14 protein-coding genes are annotated in these 18,823 nt (G+C 59.3%); 8 read left to right on the forward strand and 6 right to left on the reverse strand.

Annotation, left to right across the window (positions count from 1 at the left end; genetic code table 11):
• Positions 1–439 precede the first annotated feature (439 nt).
• From GXB78_RS17065 to GXB78_RS17075, 3 genes are read right to left on the reverse strand one after another with little or no spacing between them, the layout of a single operon-like run.
• Positions 440–1,378, reverse strand: a complete 939-nt coding sequence (locus GXB78_RS17065; RefSeq protein WP_329516235.1) for a FecR family protein — start codon at positions 1,376–1,378, stop codon at positions 440–442.
• A gap of 32 nt (positions 1,379–1,410) precedes the next feature.
• Entirely contained in the window at positions 1,411–1,962 is a 552-nt protein-coding gene (locus tag GXB78_RS17070; RefSeq protein WP_039763970.1) for an RNA polymerase sigma factor, read from the reverse strand.
• Entirely contained in the window at positions 1,959–2,681 is a 723-nt protein-coding gene (locus tag GXB78_RS17075; protein ID WP_329516481.1) for a secretin and TonB N-terminal domain-containing protein, read from the reverse strand. The genes GXB78_RS17070 and GXB78_RS17075 overlap by 4 nt, the downstream gene beginning before the upstream one ends.
• A gap of 150 nt (positions 2,682–2,831) precedes the next feature.
• Between GXB78_RS17075 and GXB78_RS17080 the strand changes: the two genes are divergently transcribed.
• Positions 2,832–3,134 carry a hypothetical protein gene (locus GXB78_RS17080; RefSeq protein ID WP_408005134.1) on the forward strand — a complete coding sequence of 101 codons (303 nt, stop codon included), beginning with the start codon at positions 2,832–2,834 and terminating at the stop codon, positions 3,132–3,134.
• Between the two features lie 236 nt (positions 3,135–3,370).
• Here the strand turns inward: GXB78_RS17080 and GXB78_RS17085 are convergent, their stop codons facing one another.
• Positions 3,371–3,811 (reverse strand): carboxymuconolactone decarboxylase family protein, encoded by a 441-nt coding sequence (locus GXB78_RS17085; RefSeq protein ID WP_329516236.1) that lies wholly within the window; start codon positions 3,809–3,811, stop codon positions 3,371–3,373.
• 300 nt (positions 3,812–4,111) lie between these two features.
• Here GXB78_RS17085 and pdxR point away from each other — a divergent pair, with 300 nt between their 5' ends.
• From pdxR to GXB78_RS17100, 3 genes are all read left to right on the forward strand, one after another.
• The gene (gene pdxR / locus GXB78_RS17090; RefSeq protein WP_329516237.1) at positions 4,112–5,545 is read left to right on the forward strand and encodes a MocR-like pyridoxine biosynthesis transcription factor PdxR; all 1,434 of its coding nucleotides are present in this window, start codon (positions 4,112–4,114) and stop codon (positions 5,543–5,545) included.
• A gap of 123 nt (positions 5,546–5,668) precedes the next feature.
• Entirely contained in the window at positions 5,669–5,962 is a 294-nt protein-coding gene (locus GXB78_RS17095; protein WP_329516238.1) for a putative quinol monooxygenase, read from the forward strand.
• A 252-nt stretch (positions 5,963–6,214) separates the two neighbouring features.
• A complete protein-coding gene (locus tag GXB78_RS17100; protein WP_329516239.1) occupies positions 6,215–6,616 on the forward strand; it encodes a cupin domain-containing protein in 402 nt (133 codons plus the stop codon).
• 222 nt (positions 6,617–6,838) lie between these two features.
• On the opposite strand, the gene GXB78_RS17105 is transcribed toward GXB78_RS17100, so the two are convergent.
• Both GXB78_RS17105 and GXB78_RS17110 read right to left on the reverse strand, forming a co-directional pair.
• Positions 6,839–11,734: an NAD-glutamate dehydrogenase gene (locus tag GXB78_RS17105; RefSeq protein WP_329516240.1), complete on the reverse strand. Its 4,896-nt coding sequence runs from the start codon at positions 11,732–11,734 to the stop codon at positions 6,839–6,841.
• Between the two features lie 479 nt (positions 11,735–12,213).
• Entirely contained in the window at positions 12,214–13,608 is a 1,395-nt protein-coding gene (locus GXB78_RS17110; RefSeq protein WP_329516241.1) for a hypothetical protein, read from the reverse strand.
• Positions 13,609–13,902: 294 nt separating this feature from the next.
• Between GXB78_RS17110 and GXB78_RS17115 the strand changes: the two genes are divergently transcribed.
• The 4 genes from GXB78_RS17115 (at position 13,903) to GXB78_RS17130 (ending at position 18,823) form a co-directional block, all read left to right on the forward strand.
• The gene (locus tag GXB78_RS17115) at positions 13,903–14,259 is read left to right on the forward strand and encodes a hypothetical protein (protein WP_110647060.1); all 357 of its coding nucleotides are present in this window, start codon (positions 13,903–13,905) and stop codon (positions 14,257–14,259) included.
• Between the two features lie 518 nt (positions 14,260–14,777).
• Positions 14,778–15,965, forward strand: coding sequence for a YcaO-like family protein (locus tag GXB78_RS17120; protein WP_329516242.1), 1,188 nt, complete (start codon positions 14,778–14,780; stop codon positions 15,963–15,965).
• Positions 15,966–15,989: 24 nt separating this feature from the next.
• Positions 15,990–17,696: an ATP-binding cassette domain-containing protein gene (locus tag GXB78_RS17125; protein WP_329516243.1), complete on the forward strand. Its 1,707-nt coding sequence runs from the start codon at positions 15,990–15,992 to the stop codon at positions 17,694–17,696.
• A gap of 167 nt (positions 17,697–17,863) precedes the next feature.
• Complete coding sequence (locus tag GXB78_RS17130) at positions 17,864–18,823, forward strand: AAA family ATPase (protein ID WP_007913915.1); 960 nt, start codon at positions 17,864–17,866, stop codon at positions 18,821–18,823.

Below are 18,823 nucleotides of genomic sequence, written 5' to 3' on the forward strand. Positions count from 1 at the left end.
TTGGGATTGGGTTTAGGCAGCTGAAGTGTGGTGGGATGGCAGCAGGCTCGCTCCCACAGAAAAGCAAAGCAGTGCAGCCGCCCGCGGCGAAGCCGCCCCACTCAACAATGAGCGTTAGCTCGCGTACCGCTTTTGATCTTGACTCACGGGCGACGTCGGAAGGCTGAGTGGAGGGATTCATTCGGGGTGGGAGCGCAGCGACCGTTTGGCGCAGCCAGACACAGCGGAAGGAGGTGCAGCGAAGCAAACCGGAGCCGCTGCGCCCGGATGGATCCCGGAGCGAAGGAACCCCGAGCTTTAGCGAGTGGGCCGAACGTAGGAGCGAGCGTTTTGGGTTACCTTTTTGGCGTTTGAAAAAGGTGACCCGCCGTAAGGGCGGAACCCTAAGTGGCGTTGCCGCAGCAATGGATATGTACTCGGTACATCCCCCAAAAAAGCGCTAGCTGAGAACGACCACGCCGCCCGGCAGTTCGGTGCATTTGACGCCGTAGGCGTCGCGTATCAGCAATGCGACGCCCGCCAGTTGGTCGAGGTTGAAGCGGGCCTGGACGCGGCGTTGGCCGAGTTCGCGGTTGAGCAGCAGGAGCATGCCGGGGCGGTAGCGGTTGATTTCGTCGATCATCTGGCTGAGGGTCGCGCCGTTGAACACCAATACCTGCTGGCGCCAGTTCATCACGGCGGCCGTGTCGACGGTTTGCACGTTGCCGATTTGCCGTGCGTCGTAGGTGACTTGCTGGCCCGCTTCCAGGCGCAGGTTGCGCCCTTCGATGGCGACGTCGACCGCGCCGTCGAGGCAGGTCACGCAGACTTGCTGGTCGGTGTTGCGCAGGTTGAAGCGGGCCTGACTGGCACGCAACCACCCTGCTCCGGCCTGCATCGCCAGCGGCAGGCGAGCGGTTTGCACTTCGACTTCGCCGCTGACCAGTTCGAAGCCCTGCACGCCGTTTTCGACGCTGCGCTGGTTGATGCGGGTCTGGGTGTTCAGTTCAAGGCTGACGCCTTGCGCCGGTTCGACCCGTCGCTGCTGACCGACTTCGGTGATGTAGTCGGCGCCCAGCCCTTCGAAGCCACCGGGAATCGTGCCGCGCACCAGCAAGAACGCGGCTGACGCTGCAATGGCGCCGCCGAGAAATGCCCGTCGACCGAAGCTGCGGCGGCCCTGCACGGCTTCGGCGGCCGGTTGCAGGCGATGCCACAGGCGCTTGGTTTCTTCGAACGCCCGGGCATGTTCGCCGCTTTGCGCGCACCATTCGCGCAAGGCGCGGGCGTCGGCGACGGTGGCGCGGCCCGAGGTCAGCAGGATCAGCCAGTCACGGGCTTCGCTGTGCAGGGACTCGGTGGCCGAGGGCTCGGCGGGTTTCAGTCGAAAGATGTTCAAACGCGCAAATTCTCAACGGATTAATCGGGTCACTATTCGCTAGACGGTTTTCCGGCCCCGCGACCGAACCGCTGAAACACTTTTCTTTCCAGTTTCGCCGCGCAGAAGCTCAACGCGGCTTTGATTTCCTTCTCGACCATGCGCGTGGAAATGCCGAAACGCTGGGAAATTTCCAGGTGCGGCGCCTCCTCCAGCCGCGCGGCGATGAAGATCCGTCGACGCCGCGCCGGCAGTTCATACAAGGCGCTGAGCAGTGCCTGCATCTCTTTTTGCCCACCCACAACCCGCGCCGGATCGAGGGCTTCGTCGCTCAGTTGCAGCAATTCCTCGACCTCAGTGCCGGTGAGCAGGCGCGCATCGGCCTGTCGACGGTCGGCGGCAATGTTGAGAGCCATGCGATACAGATAGGCGTTGGGCTTGAGCAGGTTTGGCGGAGTCTCCATGCGATCGACCCGCAGCCAGGTTTCGTGCAGCACGTCGTTGGCCAGGTCCTCGGAGCCGAGGCGGCGGCGCAGGCGCACGCGAAAATCCTCGTAGGAGCTGAGGAACAGCTGGCCCATCACGCTTTGTCCGGCGTCTTTCATCCCCCGGAAACTCCTTCCCATCTCGTGCATTCCATGCGTTTCCCTGACGACTCCGGTAACAACAGCAAGGTGACCGGTTGGCGCAAGGCGCTGGGCGTCGGTCGGTCGATTGTGAGGTTGCGAAAACTTTCCACCAGCGCGTTATCGCGCCGTATATCGCCGGTCGAGGTCACCAACCGGTTGTGCTGCACCACACCGTCACGCCCGACCCAAACCTGCAATACCGCGCGATAACTGCCCGGCCGGGTCAGCGGCGAACGACACAGTTTGCGCTCGATCGCTGCTTGCACCGCCGTCGCGTAACTGCGATTGACCGCGACAGCGGCCGGCGTGGGTTTGTCCGTCGGCACTGGCAGATCTTCCACCTGCGCCGCTTGCAGGGTGAACGCGTCGGCCCGGGCGTAGCGCGCCATCAATCCGGTGCCGCCGAGCAGATGGCGCAAGGCGTCGGCGGCAGTGAATTCGCCATCCACGGCAAGGGAACGACGGCCCCGGCTCAACTGGCTGTCGACCAGCACTGCAACGCCGGTGGCGCGGCTGTATTGATCCAACGCCCGGGCCAGTTCCTGCGCGGGGATGTGCAAGGTCAGTCGCATATCCGCCGCTGCCGGGTCAGCGTTGGCTGCGTTGGCCAGCAGACCGAGCAGCCACCCCAGGCCCGCGCGGCGCACAAGCGTCGCCGAGCGCTGAAGACTGATCCGCGAACTGCCTCGCTGCACGACTGGCGCACCCCTGAAAATCGCTATCCTGCGGGGCATTTATGACTCTGGTATGACGGGCGGTGCAAAAAAACCATCACGGGTTTTACGCCGCGCTTGCACTAGACTCAAATCCCAGAGCGGCCCATTCGGGCGGGCCAGGAGGCGGACATGAAAACGCGGTGGATGTGGGTCTTGCTGATGACGGTGGGCGCAGCGCAGGCGGAAGAACCGCTGGGCTGTGTCGAGGTCACGGTCGGCGGTTACAAGGCGCCGAATTACGATTGCCTGAGCCAGCAGATGGGCAACAATCCTGAAGGCGCGGCGGCGGCGCAGAAGAACATGGAAGCGTTGAATGTGCCGGTGCACAAGCGACCGCCGAATCAGGTCGGGCTGGCGACACCGGCGGCGACCAGTACGCGGATGGGCAACACGTTTGGTACATCGGTGAAACCGCAGCGGCCGCCCAACTGAAAACCATGCAGTGTGGTGATCAGTCTCCGTGTGGGCTGAGATTGCCATTTTGTGGCGAGGGAGCTTGCTCCCGCTGGGGTGCGTAGCTCCCCCAAACCTGCCGAACCGGTTTTGCCTGACACACCGCATGCTCAGGCTTTGCGACTGCTGCGCAGCCGAGCGGGAGCAAGCTCCCTCGCCACAGGGTTGTTTGGTGATCAATCTCTGTGTGGGCTGACATTGCCGGTGTGTGGTGATCAGTCACTCGGGGTCTGGCGAAAGCTCACTGCCAAACGATTCCAGCTGTTGATGGTGCTGACCGCAACCGTCAGGTCCACTAGTTCGCCTTCGTCGAATTGCTCGCGCGCCTGTTGGTAGACGTCATCCGGCACGTGGCTTTCGGACAACAGCGTCACCGCCTCGGCCCAGGCCAGCGCCGCACGTTCGCGGGGGGTGAAGAAGTTGCTGTCGCGCCACACGGCGACCGCATACAGGCGCCGATCGCTCTCCCCGGCTCGGCGTGCGTCCACCGAGTGCATGTCGGTGCAGAACGCACAGCCGTTAAGCTGCGAGGCGCGGATTCTGATCAGTTGCAGCAGCGGCGCTTCGATACTCAGGTTGCTGGTCAGCGCCTCCATGGCAAGCATCGCTTTCATCGCCTTGGGCGACGCGTTGTAGTAATCCAGACGCAGGGACATGGCGCGGCTCTCGGCAGGCGGAATGATGAGTTCACGGTACGGGCTGTGCGGGCTGCGTTACAGCCCCAATTCCACGGAAAACCGCTACACCACACAATCCCCCTGTAGGAGCTGCCGAAGGCTGCGATCTTTTGACTTGGATTTTTTTCAAACAAAAGCCAGATCAAAAGATCGCAGCCTTCGGCAGCTCCTACAGGGGATTGGGGCCAATTTTGGGTTTTTCGGGTAGACAACTATTGCCAGTCAAACAACAACGGTAATCTGGCGAGCACGCCAAACAGCCTCGGGAGCCTCGTCGGTATGGAACTTCATGTCGTGATCAACGGCCGCAAGGATCTTGCCGGTCAGTTGTATCAGCAGCTGCGCGCGGCGATTGAATCCGGGCGGTTGGCGGCGGGTACGCAGTTGCCGCCGAGCCGCTTGCTCGCCGAACAATTGGGCATCTCGCGCAAGACCATTTCCGACACTTACGCGCAGCTGACCTACGAAAATTTCCTCACCGGGGTGATCGGCAAAGGCACCTACGTCAACGCCCGCCCGGCGCAGGCGCAGCGCAAGCAGAGCCACACCGAACTGGCCAGTGCCGAGGTAATCGAGAGCTGGCGCAATCTGCCGGTGTTCCTCCGCCACCCGACGCTGGAAGGTTCGCTGCGTTACGACTTTATCGGCGGCGCCACCAGCAAGGGCCAGTTCCCACAGGATGACTGGCGCCGCTGCGTCGCCCATGCGATGCGGCAGATGGCGCAGTCGAAGGGTTTCTACAGCGTCGCCGAAGGCTTGCCGGCGCTGCGCAATGCGATCGCCCGGCACATCGCGTTTACTCGCGGCATCAATTGTCAGGACGAAGACATCGTCGTATGCAACGGCGCGCAGCAGGCGCTGGATCTGATTACTCGCGTGCTGATCCGCCCCGGCAGTCTGGTGGCGATGGAAGATCCCGGCTATCCGCCGGCGCGCTTGCTGTTCGGCACTCATGGCGCTGAGGTGGTCGGCGTGCCGGTGGATGCCGAGGGCATTCAGGTCGAGCAGATTCCCGATGGCACCCGGCTCATTTACGTAACGCCGTCGCACCAGTTTCCGCTGGGCATGGCCATGAGTCAGGCGCGCCGTGAGGCCCTGCTCGCCCGTGCTTACGAACTGGGCGCGATCATCATCGAAGACGATTACGACAGCGAATTCCGCTACGAAGGCCGGCCCACCGATTCGCTGTACAACCTCGATCAGCGCGGCATCGTCGCCTACGTCGGCACCTTCTCGAAAACCCTGCTGCCAGAGCTGCGCCTGGGCTACGCGATCCTGCCGCCGTCGCTCATCGAGGCGGTGATCCGCGCCAAACAGCTGACCGATCTGCACGCCTCGACCCTGCCGCAATGGGCGCTGGCCAAGTTCATCGCCGAGGGCTGCCTGCTCAAGCACATTCGCCGCTGCCACACGATCTACGCGCAACGCCGCGAACGCATTCTGGAGCGCATGGCCACCGACCTCGCACCGTGGCTGCAAGCCGTACCGGCCAGTGCCGGGTTTCACATGGCGGTGTTCTGCAAGGTGCCGATCGATTTGCCGCTGGTCATTGAGCTGGCAAAAAAGGTCGAAGTCGGCCTGTATGCGATCAGTGGTTTCTACTATCAGCAGCCGGCGAAAGAAGGCCTGTACTTCGGCTTCGGCGCCATCGAAACCCTCGACATCGACATTGCTCTGGATCGCCTGCGTGACATCCTCGAACAGCTGTCATGAGCCGTTGGTATAAGGCTTTTACTGCCGATTGGTTATTGGTGATTCATGGCGGCAGGCCTATTCTGCACAGGCGTTATCCCTCAATGAGCAGGATTCGTCCGGCCTGATTCAGGAGTGTGAGAAATGTCCAGCGAAGTGATCAACACGGTTCAGGTAAAGGCTGCTGCGGGCCGCTCGGAAGAGCTCGGTAAGCAATTGCAAAAGATCGTCGACACCCTGCGCGAAACCCCGGGCTGCGATTCCTACCTGGTCGACCGCTGCCCCGAGGACAGCCACCGCTGGACGGTCAGTGCGCGCTGGCAGTCGGAAGCGGCGATGCAGGCGCATTTCAACCGGCCCGAAGCGCAGGGGTTTATCGACCTGATCGATAGCCGCCTGGCCAATAGCGTCGATTTCAACAGCTTTCCCATCGCCTAGCACACACCTGTGGCGAGGGAGCTTGCTCCCGCTCGGCTGCGCAGCAGTCGTCAAACCGGCCAATGTGATTCTCCTGAAGAAATCGGATTGCAGGTTTTGGGGGCGCTGCGCACCCCAGCGGGAGCAAGCTCCCTCGCCACAGTTTCTTGCCTTGCCTAAATTGGTCACCTGATCTTGGCGAATATTGGCCGTTTGAACCGGCCACATTGCGGCCTACTGTGATCACACCCCAACTATCACAGGTAACCCGCCATGAAAGCTCTGCCCTTCTTCGCTGCCGCCCTCGCCTTCACTCTTTCCGCTTCGGCAATGGCTCACGATCCGTCCGAGAAAATCACCGTCCTGCAGGAACAACTGCTGAAAAACGCCCCCGGCAAGAAAGCCATGATGATCGAGGTCGACTACAAACCCGGCCAGTCCTCGATCGCCCATAAACACGAAGGCACCGCGATGGCTTATGTGCTCGACGGCGAAGTGATTTCCCAAGTCAAAGGTGAACAGGCGATCACCTACAAGAAGGGCCAGTTCTGGTACGAGCCGGCCGGCTCCGAGCATTTGGTATCGAAGAATGCCAGCCAGACCAAGCCTGCCAAGTTGCTGGTGTTCATGGTGCTGGCCCCGGATGAGCAGGTGCTGATCCCGTTGGAAAACTGATAGCCGGATGATCAGGTGTTGGCGTTGCGGGAGTTTGATCGCTCGCTAGGCACTCCGCTGACGAGACTGGCGGGTGAAGCGTCGATGCCCGATCGTGAACAAGGTCGGAAGTTGTATTGAATGCAAGTACGCTATCGCGAGCAGACCAGACACCACAAAACCCTCAGGCATAAAAAAGCCCCTGCATCTCTCAATGCAGGGGCTTTTTCATTCAACTACTACTCAGGCCAGTTCAAGCTCGGCATTCGCAGTAACCGCAGGCACAACCGCCTGCCCGCTCAGCGCCAGATCCAGCAGTTCGCGGTTGGCCACCGCGTACATGGCGTAGTCCGTACCGCTCGCAGCACGGATTTCCACCAGCATGGCGCGCCAGCGCTCGATCATGCTTTCGTGCTGGGCCATCCACAGTGCCAGGCGTGCTTCCACGTCCTGGGAGCCGTCGCCCTGTTGCAGGACGGAAATGGTGATCGCCCGTTGCTGCCAGTCGACGTCATCACGGAACGCTTCACGGGCCAGGGCCTGCCAGTTGTTTTCCACCGGCAAGGCGCTGATCTGTTGCAGGTACCAGGTGATGTCCAGCGCAGAGCCCACGGCGAAGTAGGCCTTGGCCACTTCGGCCGGGTTCTGCCCGGTGACGTCGGCGGCTTCGATGATCGGCAGCAGCGTGTACAGGTGCGAAGTACCCGCAACCATACGCGCCAGCAACTCCGGCACACCGGCTTCGACGTAGGCCTGATAACGCGACTGCCAGTTCTCGCGGATTTCGCCGCTGAGCAGTTCGTCGAGTTTCAGACCCAGTTCTTTCAGGTGCGGACCGAAGTGCGCGACGTCGCGGGCAGCGTTCTGCTCGTTGCGGCGGGCACGCAGGAACCAGCGAGTGGCGCGGCGTCCCAGACGCATCAACTCGTCCATCAGCTCCAGCTGCACGTCAGCGGAAACCTGGTAGTCCAGCGCTTCGATCTGACGGAACCAGTGCGGGAGGTGGAAGATGTCGCGCACGATCACGTAAGCGCCCGCCACGTTCGCTGGGCTCATGCCGGTCGACTCTTTGAGTCGTTGCACGAAAGTGATGCCCATGTGGTTGACCAGATCGTTGGCGATCTGGGTGCTGACGATCTCGCGCTTCAGACGGTGACGACGCATGGCTTCGGAGAACTTGCTGACCAGAGTCGGCGGGAACGCCGTTTCCATGTCGCGGGTCAGGTAATCGTCGTCCGGCACCAGCGAGCCCAGCAGCTGCTCTTTCAGGTCGATCTTGCTGTAGGAGATCAGCACCGACAGTTCAGGGCGGGTCAGGCCATGGCCTTCCGCGATGCGCTCGGCCAGTTGCTCTTCGGTCGGCAGGAACTCGATGGCGCGATCCAGCTTGCCCCGGCCTTCGAGATCACTCATCAGACGCTTGTACTCAGCGATGCGCGCATAGGCACGACGCGCCGCCAGGGACAGGGCCTGAGTCTGCTTGTAGTTGTTGCCCAGCACCAGATTGCCGACTTCGTCGGTCATGCTCGCCAGCAACTGGTTGCGTTGCTTGTCGGTCATGTCACCGGCCTGAACCACTTCGTTCAGCAGGATCTTGATGTTCACTTCATGGTCGGAGCAGTCCACGCCACCGGCGTTGTCGATGAAGTCGGTGTTGGAACCGCCGCCATTCAGGCCGAATTCGACACGGCCCAGTTGGGTCATGCCGAGGTTACCGCCCTCGCCCACGACTTTGCAGCGCAGCTCGTTGCCGTTCACGCGCAGCGCATCGTTGGCCTTGTCACCGACATCGGCGTGGCTTTCGGTGCTGGCCTTGACGTAAGTGCCGATACCGCCGTTCCACAACAGATCCACCGGTGCCTTGAGCAAGGCGTTGAGCAGTTCGGTCGGGGTCAGCTTGTCGGCCTGGATGTCGAAGCGTTCTTTCATCTGCGGCGAGATCGCGATGCTCTTCGCGCTGCGCGAGAAGATACCGCCACCCTCGGACATGATGCTGGTGTCGTAGTCGGTCCAGGCCGAACGCGGCAGGTCGAACAGACGCTGACGCTCGACGAAGCTGGTCGCCGGGTTCGGGTTCGGATCGATGAAGATGTGCATGTGGTTGAACGCGGCCACCAGTTGCAGCTTGTCGGACATCAACAGGCCGTTACCGAACACGTCGCCGGCCATGTCGCCGACGCCAACCACGGTGATGCTGTCTTCCTGGACATTGATGCCGCGCTCGCGGAAGTGGCGCTGTACGCCGACCCACGCGCCCTTGGCGGTGATGCCCATTTTCTTGTGGTCGTAACCGGCCGAACCACCGGACGCAAACGCGTCACCCAGCCAGAAGCCGTAGTCGATGGCGATGCCGTTGGCGATGTCGGAGAAGGTTGCAGTGCCCTTGTCCGCCGCGACCACCAGGTACGGGTCATCGTCGTCATGACGCACGACATTGACCGGCGGTACCAGGGCGCCGTCCTTCAGGTTGTCGGTGATGTCCAGCAGACCGGAAATGAAGATGCGGTAGCAGGCGATGCCCTCGGCCGCGATCTCGTCACGGCTGCCGCCCAGTGGCAGACGACGCGGCAGGAAGCCGCCCTTCGCGCCCACCGGCACGATGACCGAGTTCTTCACTTGCTGGGCTTTTACCAGGCCGAGCACTTCGGTACGGAAGTCTTCTTCACGATCAGACCAGCGCAGACCGCCGCGAGCGACGTTGCCGAAGCGCAGGTGCACGCCTTCGACGCGTGGCGAGTAGACGAAGATTTCAAACTTCGGCACTGGCTTCGGCAGCTCAGGGATGGCATGCGGGTTGAACTTGAAGCTGAAGTACGACTTGTTCTGGCCGTTGGCATCCGTCTGATAGAAGTTGGTACGCAGGGTGGCTTTGATCAGGTCGAGGTAACGACGCAGGATGCGGTCTTCGTTGAGCACCTGAACATCGTCCAGTGCGGTCAGAATCGCTTGTTCCAGACGCAGTTGTTTGTCTTCCAGATCATCGCTGCCGAGCTTGCGCGCCAGGTAGAAGCGAGTCTTGAACAACCGGGTCAGTTCGCGAGCGATGTCGGTGTGGTTGTTCAGGGTGCTGGCGATATAACCCAGATCGAAGCCCAGACGAATCTGCTTCAGATAACGGGCGTAGGCCCGCAGCAGTGCAACGTCGCGCCATGGCAGACCGGCGGTCAGCACCAGACGGTTGAACGCATCGTTTTCCGCATCGCCACGCACGATGTGCACGAACGCGTCCTGCAGGGTGTCATTGAGTTGCTGGATGTCGAGGTCCAGACCTTCGGCAGCAGTGAACGCGAAGTCGTGAATCCAGAACTCGCGGCCGTTGGTGTGGCGCAGGCGATACGGGAATTCACCCAGTACGCGCAGGCCGAGATTTTCCAGAATCGGCAGGACGTCGGACAGCGCCAGCGGCGTGTCGGCGTGATACAGCTTGCAATGCAGCTCGCGCTGGCCGGAGACCTGACCGAGCGGCTGATAGAAGCTCATCACCAGCGGATTTTTTTCGTTGAGGCTCAGCAGGTGCTGCATGTCGACCACGGCCGAATGCGCGGCGAAACGCTCGCGGTAACCGGCCGGGAAGCCTTTCGGGAAGTCGGCCAGCACGTTGGTGCCGTGGGCTTCGCCGAAGCTTTCGACAGTCAGTGCGGCGTAGTCGTCCTGCCAGCTGCGGCAGGCCTGGACCACTTCTTTTTCCAGCAGTACCGGGTCGATGTCGAGACGGTTCTTCGGATCGACGCGCAGAATCAACTGCACGCGGGCCAGCACGGATTCCGAGAAGAAGGTCCAGAACTCGCAGTCGGAGGCTTTCAGGCGCTCCATCAGCACTTGCTGGATCTTCTGGCGGACTTCGGTGGAATAGATGTCGCGCGGCACATAGGCCAGGCAGTAGCAGAAACGACCGTACGGGTCTTTGCGCAGGAACACGCGGATCTTGTTGCGTTCCTGGATCTGCACGATCGACATCACGGTGGTGAACAGTTCGTCGACCGGGGTCTGGAACAGGTCGTCACGCGGCAGCACTTCGAGGACCTGCGCCAGTTCCTTGCCCAGGTGGGCCTTGGACTGGAAGCCGGAGCGGCGCTCGATTTCTTCGACCTTGCGGCGGATGAACGGGATGACCCGCACACTCTCGCCATACACCGACGAGGTGTACAGGCCCATGAAGCGGTGTTCCTTGATGACTTTGCCGTCGGCGTCGATTTCACGGATCGACACGTAGTCCGGGTAGGCCGGACGGTGCACACGGCTCGGGTGCGCGGCCTTGGCGAACGACAGCAGGGTCGGTTCACGCAGGTAGGCGACGGCGTAGTCTTCGATGCGCAGGTCTTCGTAGGTCAGGCCGGTGCGCAGCAGTTTGGTCAGGCCGAGGAAGGAGCTCTGGTCGTACTCGATGTGGCCGCCGTCGGCCTGATCGGTGACCACGAACTCCTCGTAGCCGAGGAAGGTGAAGTGGTTGCCCACCAGCCATTCCAGGAAGCTTTTGACTTCGTTCTTCTCGTCCGCATCGACCGGGTAAGCACTGTTGTCGAGACGGGTGAGGATGTCCTGCACCTTGGCTTTCATCGGCTCGAAGTCAGCAACGGCGACGCGCACTTCACCGAGCACCTGCTCAAGCTCTTTGCTCAGCACATTCAGCTCGGCCGCGTTGGCGCAACGGTCGATTTCCAGGTACATCAGCGATTCGTGCAGCACGCCTTCGCCGGTGCTGCCTTTTGGCAGGATTTCCAGCAGTTCGCCCTTGCTGCCGCGACGCACGCTGAGCACGGTGGTCTGCAGGGTGTGAATGCTGTAGCCGCGACGGTTCAGCTCGGTGCGCACCGAATCGACCAGAAATGGCAGGTCGTGGTGCAGCACTTCGACCGCGGTGTGGGTCGACTGCCAGCCGTGGCGTTCGTAATCGGGGTTGTAGACACGCACTTGCGGTTGCGCGTGATCGAAGCGCTCAAGCAGGCGCCACGCAGAGAGAGTACAGCCAGCGAGGTCGGAGAGGCGACGTTGAGTCAGCTCGTCCAGGGAAATGATGCCGAAGAATTGTTCAGCGAACAGCGCCACTTGTGGCAGTGCCTGTTCACTGATGTGCTGCGCCAGTGCCGCTTGCAGTTGGTGCTGGAAGTCGGCTTTGCTGGCTGCGGTGAAGAACGCCATCTGTGGTACTCCGCTTAAGCTTGTTATTGATGGAAAGCGTCGCGTGCAACAGCCCTTTCGGGCCTCGTGTCGCCCTGTTCCTGATTCTCGGGCAGAGGAAACAGGGAGACAGGTGGGTGAAGCTGGACGGGACACTCAGGTCACATTCACCTTCCATGAATGAGCATCTGCAAAAGCGACTGCCAGCGCCGCCAGCAATGCCTTTACGGGTGCTCATCCGTTGCGCAGCTTAATGGGTGCGACAATGTGTCTGCTTGCGGTGCTGCGACATATTCGGTCATTGGCACGTAAATGCAGGGTCTGGCCTGCTTCAACACTAGCAGGCGTGAGCTGAAATGCAGGTTCGTAACCCCGGTTTCACGGGACTTTCGTGCCAGGACGGTCGCCAAGAACGTTACATATCCGGAAACGAAAACGCCCAGGCCCCTTTTATCGACCCTGAGCGTTGCATCCGGTTCAGCGCCAGCGGTTGACGCGGATCAGTCCGGCAGTTCCTCAAAGGCTCTGAATTTGCTCACCGTGGCGCAGTCGTAGCACATCGTCTGCAGGATCTGCTTGTCCATGCTGGCGTCGATGTTGCTCGAATCGCATTCGCGGCAGAACAGGCGCAGATGGCTGAGCAAGTCGCTGTCGAACGCTACGGCGCTGAAGAATTGCGGGACCAGTTCGTCGCGCCAGTACATGCCCGGCGATTTGGAAAACCCGGCGCCACTGTCCTTGAGCACGACGTCGTAGAGCAACCGCTGCAAGGCCGTTTGCGGCACCCGCGCATCGCGATGGGCGTTCTTGCGCCAGTTGCGCGCTAGCGCATCCTGCGCCGTGCCCAGCATGTTGCGTGGAATGGTGTTGGAGGCGTGACTGCGCCCTTTGGAATTACCGGTGGCATAGAAATGCGCGGCGTTTCTCACTGCCAGCCGGGCGAAGTAATAGAGCTGACTGACCGAAAAGTCCTGCAGCAACTGCCCGACCACCTCCTCGGCGCGGGCTTCGGCCGTGAAGGCGAAGTCCACTTCATGGGCCAACACACGGATGTATTGAATGGACTCTTCGCGGGCCAGACTGAAAACCAGCGAATAGATTTCGCTTTTCCAGGCAGCTTGTACGCTGCCTGACAACTCCTGATACAGCATCAGGTACAGATTCTCTCGAGTACTGCGCGCGGCGCCGTCGAGCGTGACATTGGGCAGCCAACGCACCGCGCTGTACTCGCGAATGCTGCAGCCCTCACTGCGATCGAACGCGTTGATGTCGGAATCGGTGGAAACCGCCAGCACCCCGGCTTCATGCAGGCTTTTGAGCAACTCTTCACGGGCATCGAAAGTAAGGGCGAGCAGCTCATCTCTGGATGGCGCAGTCAACGGCGCAATCCATTCAACGTTCGCGCCATAGCCGTCATCCAGCAAGGCGAGCAATGTCAGCTTCTGCACAAACCCCAGATTTGCGTAAGGCACTGCGGGAGTTTGCGCGCCATATCTGGCCTCCAGTTCCAGACGATCCCGAGCTGCCCGGGCGGCCAGTTGTTGCTGGCGAACCTTGAAACACTCTTTGCAGTTGCACGTGGTGTGGCGGCTGTTTGCGCCGGTAACACTGTGCTGGTGTTCACAGCGTACGCATTTGAAGGTACTGCGCAGCGAAAGCGGCGTGCCTCGGGCGTGTCGGCGTACCCACATCGGCAATTTGCAATAGGGACAGCTGAGGTCTGCACTGACGATCGGTGGCAGAACCTTGAGCAGACTGCGCACCGGGGCGGGGATCTTAAATTCCGCCATCAGCGCGGTAGTTTTTTCGCCCTCGAGATAGCGCTTGTAGATCTCCTCGACCTGTTCATCGGACAGGTGGCGGATTTCTTCGGCGCGTTCGAAATATTGGGTCATGGCAAAGTTCCCTTTTTGGTGGTTGTCGTAACGCACTCCATTGCGCAAGAGCGGCGAAACTAACGGCAAAAAGGTCGCTATCACAAGCGAAAAATCGCAATTTCAGGTGGATTTTGCACACTCGGTAATTGCCTTACGCTGGCGTCGGATTTCCCCTTCTCGCTATTCGGAAGTGGGCGACGGAAATGTCCTGCTTTGCCACTTTTTGCCGATGCAGGCAGCGCGAATGAGCAGAGACTGGCAAAATCGCGCCTTTGAACAGATTCACCGCCGCCACTGCCCAGGATTTCCCCCATGCAAATGACCACCGCCCTACTGATCGTCAACCCGTGCGACGACGAAGAAGACAACATGGCCATGCTCTGCTGCCACAGCGACAAGGGCGAGATGTTCCTGATGAGCCGTTATCCGGATGAGGATGAGCTGGAGATCACCCTGGACGGAGAGCCTTCGACGCTGGACGGGGTCAAGGTCACGCTGACATCGAAACTGCTGAAGATCGAGATCGCTGCGGCGGATGCCGATGCGTTGAATGGGGACGACGTGCTGGAGATCAGCTTTAACCCGGATATGGTGGATATGGATGAGGTTGTCGAGACTTTGAAGAATATTCTCGATGGGACAGGAACTTTTGTAATTAATCTGGAATAACCAGTCCGGCTCACATGGCAAGATAAATGACGACGGCATTTGATCGCCCCTTATGCCATCGTCATTGATTACACGCTGATCGATACCTCTACAAGCTCTAAACACCTGCAAACCATAATTCGCGCTAATTTTCCGCATAGAACGCCGCTGTTTTAACAGCACGAAGTTCGATCCTACTACTCCTCAAGAAGCGCCCTACGCAATCATCGGAAGCCGTCTGATTGCGTGCCCAACCCTCCCTTGTTATTACTCGTTGCGCTTGCAAAAAAACATGCAAGCGCGGCGCACAAAAAAGTGCCAACCACGTGATATTCAATGGAGTCATATGTAATGGGTAGAAAACGTTCTGAAATAAACACCTTCGATGATTTGCCTTATGGCTCGGGCCACTTTGAAGGTTTCCTGGCGACGGAACTGGGCTTCTTCGCCTCACTGACCCGCTGACTCGGCCTCCCGATCAGCCAATCCTGAAAATGCCGAAAGTCGATCTTTCGGCATTCAAGCCCACGAGGCTCACCATGTCAGAGCGTGAGATTTCATCCAGCGAAGCGTTTGTCCGAATAAACAATGTTATCCAGACACTGGGTTTGAGAGCGCGAGTGCGTTATGTCGATGACGGTAATCTGGTCGCTACTGCCGAACTTTATAACGAATACGACACGCTGATTGAATCAGGCGCAGGCAAAGGTCCCGACGCGCTTGTAGGTGCACTTGCTGAAAGCCTTGAGCACTACGCGATGTTTCACGCCGAGCCGCCATTTTGCACAACGCTTGGTTGCAGTGACATCGCTTCGCAGAACGGGGTCGAGTCGGACGGCATTTTCACAAGTCTGCAAAAAAACATCGAGCCTCTACAGTGTCTGCAGCTTGCAGCACTCGACGGCTGCGCCGGGCTTTTTGTGCCATGCGCCCTGCTGTATCCGGTCAAAGATGAACGTAAAACAACGAGTCAACCGACGCGCTTTTTAAATCGCTACGCCTCTAACTCAGGAACTGCTTTCGGCTGCACGAAATCAGAAGCACTGCTGCACGGTACCCTGGAACTGATTGAGCGACACCTGTTGTCCCGGTTTTTCATGGCCGTCTGCAGACTGATACCTCCGATCGATCTCTACTCACCATCGGCGCCCCTGCTTGCGCAAGCCCTGTTCAACAACTCATACGCGCTACGGGCTGCCGAAGCTTTGCAGATCATCATTATCAAAGACGAGTCAGAAGTTTATCTGGCAGTTGCATTCCCACGAACCGGCCCCGGCGACCGACATATATCCGCAATCGGCTCCGGCTGTTCTTTGGACATATTTATCGCCATCCAAAGAGCGGTAACGGAGCAGTTCCAATCAAACGCCTTATACGACGCCAACGATGGAATCGCGGACCGAAAGGTACTTGATGTGCTTTGTCAATCCGAGAAACTGAAACAGCTGATAGACTTCGCACCTGTTAAAAACTTGAAACTCAATACCCTGGCACCCTCAAAAAACCTACCTGCACTCTCTGTTCCTGAACAACTTGCCTTGCTCCGAAAAAACCTGAGCGGCATGTACAAAGTCCTATTTTTCAGAACAGTCATGGAGTATCCCGGGACCAACGTAGTTACCCAGACTTATATCCCGGGTCTCGAACGATTCAACATAATCAGAAATGGCCAACCCGTAGCTCCTCAGCACATTTTGCTCGGCACCAGGAGTTCGCCAACGGCGTGATTCAAAACGACCACAGGCACACTCATGCATACATTTATAAGAACAGCCTGCGAGAAACATCGACTCCTGCTGGTGATGACAATAGGCGCAACCATCATCCTGAAAATCCTGGCCCTGGCCCCTCCTTTGTTGTTGGGCAAGATCGTCGATTCACTAAACGATGCCGATCACACAACGCTGCGTACGCTGCTTTTTTTCACCGCAGCTTTTACGCTGGCCGGTTGCATTCAGTCGATGACCACCCCCCTGCAAACGCTGCTGCTCTCAAAGCTCGTCCAGCGAATTGTCATGGATGCTTCCATCAATTGGATGGCGCGGTTGATGGGCAAGGACTTTTCCCAGTTCGGCACGTGGCGAATAGGACAGTTCATCAAGTCGGTCGAGCGCGGAATCACTGCCCACGAACAGTTGCTCATGTTCTTCGTCACTACGGGTTTTCCCCTGTGTCTGGAATTTCTTATTGTGGCCGGCGCATTCTGGTATATGGGCGGAGCCTGGGTTTTCTGCGCGCTAGCAGGCCTCGGTGGCTGTTATCTCTATGCAGCTCACCGGATCATTCGATGGCGCAGAAAACACATCGATGCTGTTAATGACCAGGAGGATGAGCTGAGTGCAACCTTGGTCAATACTTTGAGGGCTGGTAAATCGATAAAACTGGAACGCGCCGAACGCACGGCCCTGCAACCCTTGAACCGAGCGTTTGAGCGCTACGCCAATGCTGCGGTGACCGTAGCAGGCTCGGGCGGACTGTTGAGCGCGGCGAAGATTTTGTTTATCAGCCTGTCCACCGGCGGTTTGTTGGCTTGGGGAGTCATGGATCAGACGTCCGGACAAGCAAGTATCAGCGTCGGTCAGTTGGTGGCCATTTTCTCTATTGCTGGTACGTTCCTGTTGAATGTATCGGCGCTGACCGAAGGCTATCGGGTGCTGGATCAATTCTCGGCTGATCAACGGCGACTCAAAGAATTACTTGCAACTGGTGACTTCGATAACGATCGCCGCAATTACTCTGATGCGTTGCATAACCTATCAACATTACGGCTCGAGCCCTGCGAGATCACCCATAACGGTGTTGCGCGGCTATCAATTGCCAGCCAGATCAGCTTCCGACAGGGCCAATCCGTCGCGATCATCGGGCCCAGCGGCGCTGGCAAATCCACGTTACTCGAAGCGCTGGCAGGACTGGATTTTTCGGTGCGGCCTCGGCTGTTCATCGACGAGCTGTGCATAGATCGCTTAAATGCTCGCGCTCATCTGGAAACGGTGCGTTACAGCCCCCAGTCTCCGCAGTTCCTGGAAGGAAGTTTTGAACAGTCCGTACTTTTCGGTGTTGAGCAGTCGAAGACGTTGAACGAGGCAATTCAATGCCTCCAGCTTGATGAAATCATTGGCCGAGGTCACATCGCTGAAAACGCCACCAATATCTCCGGAGGTGAAGCGAAGCGGCTTTCGTTGCTGCGACTCCTGAATCGACCGGGCAAATTCAATCTGTTTGATGAGCCGAGTGCTTCGATTGAACCGAAACTCGCCACACCAGTGTGGGATTTGCTATTCAAGACATTCGCTGGACAGGGCTTTATATGTGTCACCCATGATGTTGAACATCTCCATCGTTTTGACCGCGTGCTCGTCATGCAGCAAGGCGCCATCGTTGATGAAGGCAAATGGTTCGAACTGCTTGAGCGCCCCGCCATCAAGGTCATATTGCACAGCTTGCACACGCAGACCTGAATCGCAAAAACGTCCAGAAACGGCCCCACACAGTGCAAACGAGGGCCGATACTGACAAATCGCGCAAATGCCGTTAGTCGCCGCCCCCCGCGATGGATTAAAGTAACGCCCCCAGCCCCGGCGTTATCCGAACGCCCCGGCTAATCCCTTTCCAGGAACAGTCACCGATGGAACATCGTGAAGCGCTGCTGGCGCTGCGAACCTTTCTTTCAACGCAGATTCTCGGCCAGGAAAAACTCATCGAGCGCTTGCTCATCGCCCTGCTCGCCGACGGCCACATGCTGGTCGAGGGCGCTCCCGGTCTGGCCAAGACCAAAGCGATCAAAGAACTCGCCGAGGGCATCGAAGCCCAGTTCCATCGTATTCAGTTCACCCCCGACCTGCTGCCGGCCGACATCACCGGCACCGAGATCTACCGTCCGGAAACCGGCAGTTTCGTGTTCCAGCAAGGCCCGATCTTCCACAACCTGGTGCTGGCCGACGAAATCAACCGTGCGCCGGCCAAGGTGCAATCGGCCCTGCTCGAAGCGATGGCCGAGCGTCAGGTCAGTGTCGGCCGCAGCACGTATGAACTGTCGCCGCTGTTTCTGGTGATGGCCACGCAGAACCCGATCGAACAGGAAGGTACCTATCCGCTGCCGGAAGCCCAGCTCGATCGTTTCCTCATGCACGTCAAGATCGGCTTCCCCGACGCCGCCGTCGAACGCCGAATCCTCCAGCAGGCCCGTGGCGAGGCGTTGAACGGCGAGACCAAGCCCGAGCGTCGGGTCAGCCAACAGGCGATCTTCGCCGCGCGCAAGGAAATCCTCGGTTTGTACATGGCCGACGCCGTGGAGGAATACCTGGTGCAACTGGTCATGGCCACGCGCAACCCGGCCAAGTTCGACCCGGAAATGGCCGAGTGGATCGCCTATGGCGCCAGTCCGCGCGGCTCGATCGCGCTGGATCGCTGCGCTCGCGCTCACGCCTGGCTGGCCGGTCGCGATTTCGTCAGCCCGGAAGACATTCAGGCCGTGCTGTTCGACGTGTTGCGCCACCGCATCATTCTGTCGTTCGAAGCCGAAGCCGCTGGCATCGATCAGGATCGCGTGGTGCAGCGGATTCTCGACGTCGTCGCCGTCGCTTGA

It is taken from the genome of Pseudomonas moraviensis subsp. stanleyae (genome assembly GCF_036283065.1).
GTDB lineage: Bacteria > Pseudomonadota > Gammaproteobacteria > Pseudomonadales > Pseudomonadaceae > Aquipseudomonas > Aquipseudomonas stanleyae.

What these genes read in the sequence shown, in the direction of transcription:
- GXB78_RS17080 (WP_408005134.1), top strand. Translation starts at nt 2,832, where the DNA reads ATGAAAACGCGGTGGATGTGGGTCTTGCTGATGACGGTGGGCGCAGCG.
- pdxR (WP_329516237.1), top strand. Translation starts at nt 4,112, where the DNA reads ATGGAACTTCATGTCGTGATCAACGGCCGCAAGGATCTTGCCGGTCAG.
- GXB78_RS17100 (WP_329516239.1), top strand. Translation starts at nt 6,215, where the DNA reads ATGAAAGCTCTGCCCTTCTTCGCTGCCGCCCTCGCCTTCACTCTTTCC.
- GXB78_RS17130 (WP_007913915.1), top strand. Translation starts at nt 17,864, where the DNA reads ATGGAACATCGTGAAGCGCTGCTGGCGCTGCGAACCTTTCTTTCAACG.
- GXB78_RS17110 (WP_329516241.1), bottom strand. Translation starts at nt 13,608, where the DNA reads ATGACCCAATATTTCGAACGCGCCGAAGAAATCCGCCACCTGTCCGAT.
- GXB78_RS17115 (WP_110647060.1), top strand. Translation starts at nt 13,903, where the DNA reads ATGCAAATGACCACCGCCCTACTGATCGTCAACCCGTGCGACGACGAA.
- GXB78_RS17085 (WP_329516236.1), bottom strand. Translation starts at nt 3,811, where the DNA reads ATGTCCCTGCGTCTGGATTACTACAACGCGTCGCCCAAGGCGATGAAA.
- GXB78_RS17105 (WP_329516240.1), bottom strand. Translation starts at nt 11,734, where the DNA reads ATGGCGTTCTTCACCGCAGCCAGCAAAGCCGACTTCCAGCACCAACTG.
- GXB78_RS17120 (WP_329516242.1), top strand. Translation starts at nt 14,778, where the DNA reads ATGTCAGAGCGTGAGATTTCATCCAGCGAAGCGTTTGTCCGAATAAAC.
- GXB78_RS17070 (WP_039763970.1), bottom strand. Translation starts at nt 1,962, where the DNA reads ATGAAAGACGCCGGACAAAGCGTGATGGGCCAGCTGTTCCTCAGCTCC.
- GXB78_RS17095 (WP_329516238.1), top strand. Translation starts at nt 5,669, where the DNA reads ATGTCCAGCGAAGTGATCAACACGGTTCAGGTAAAGGCTGCTGCGGGC.
- GXB78_RS17125 (WP_329516243.1), top strand. Translation starts at nt 15,990, where the DNA reads ATGCATACATTTATAAGAACAGCCTGCGAGAAACATCGACTCCTGCTG.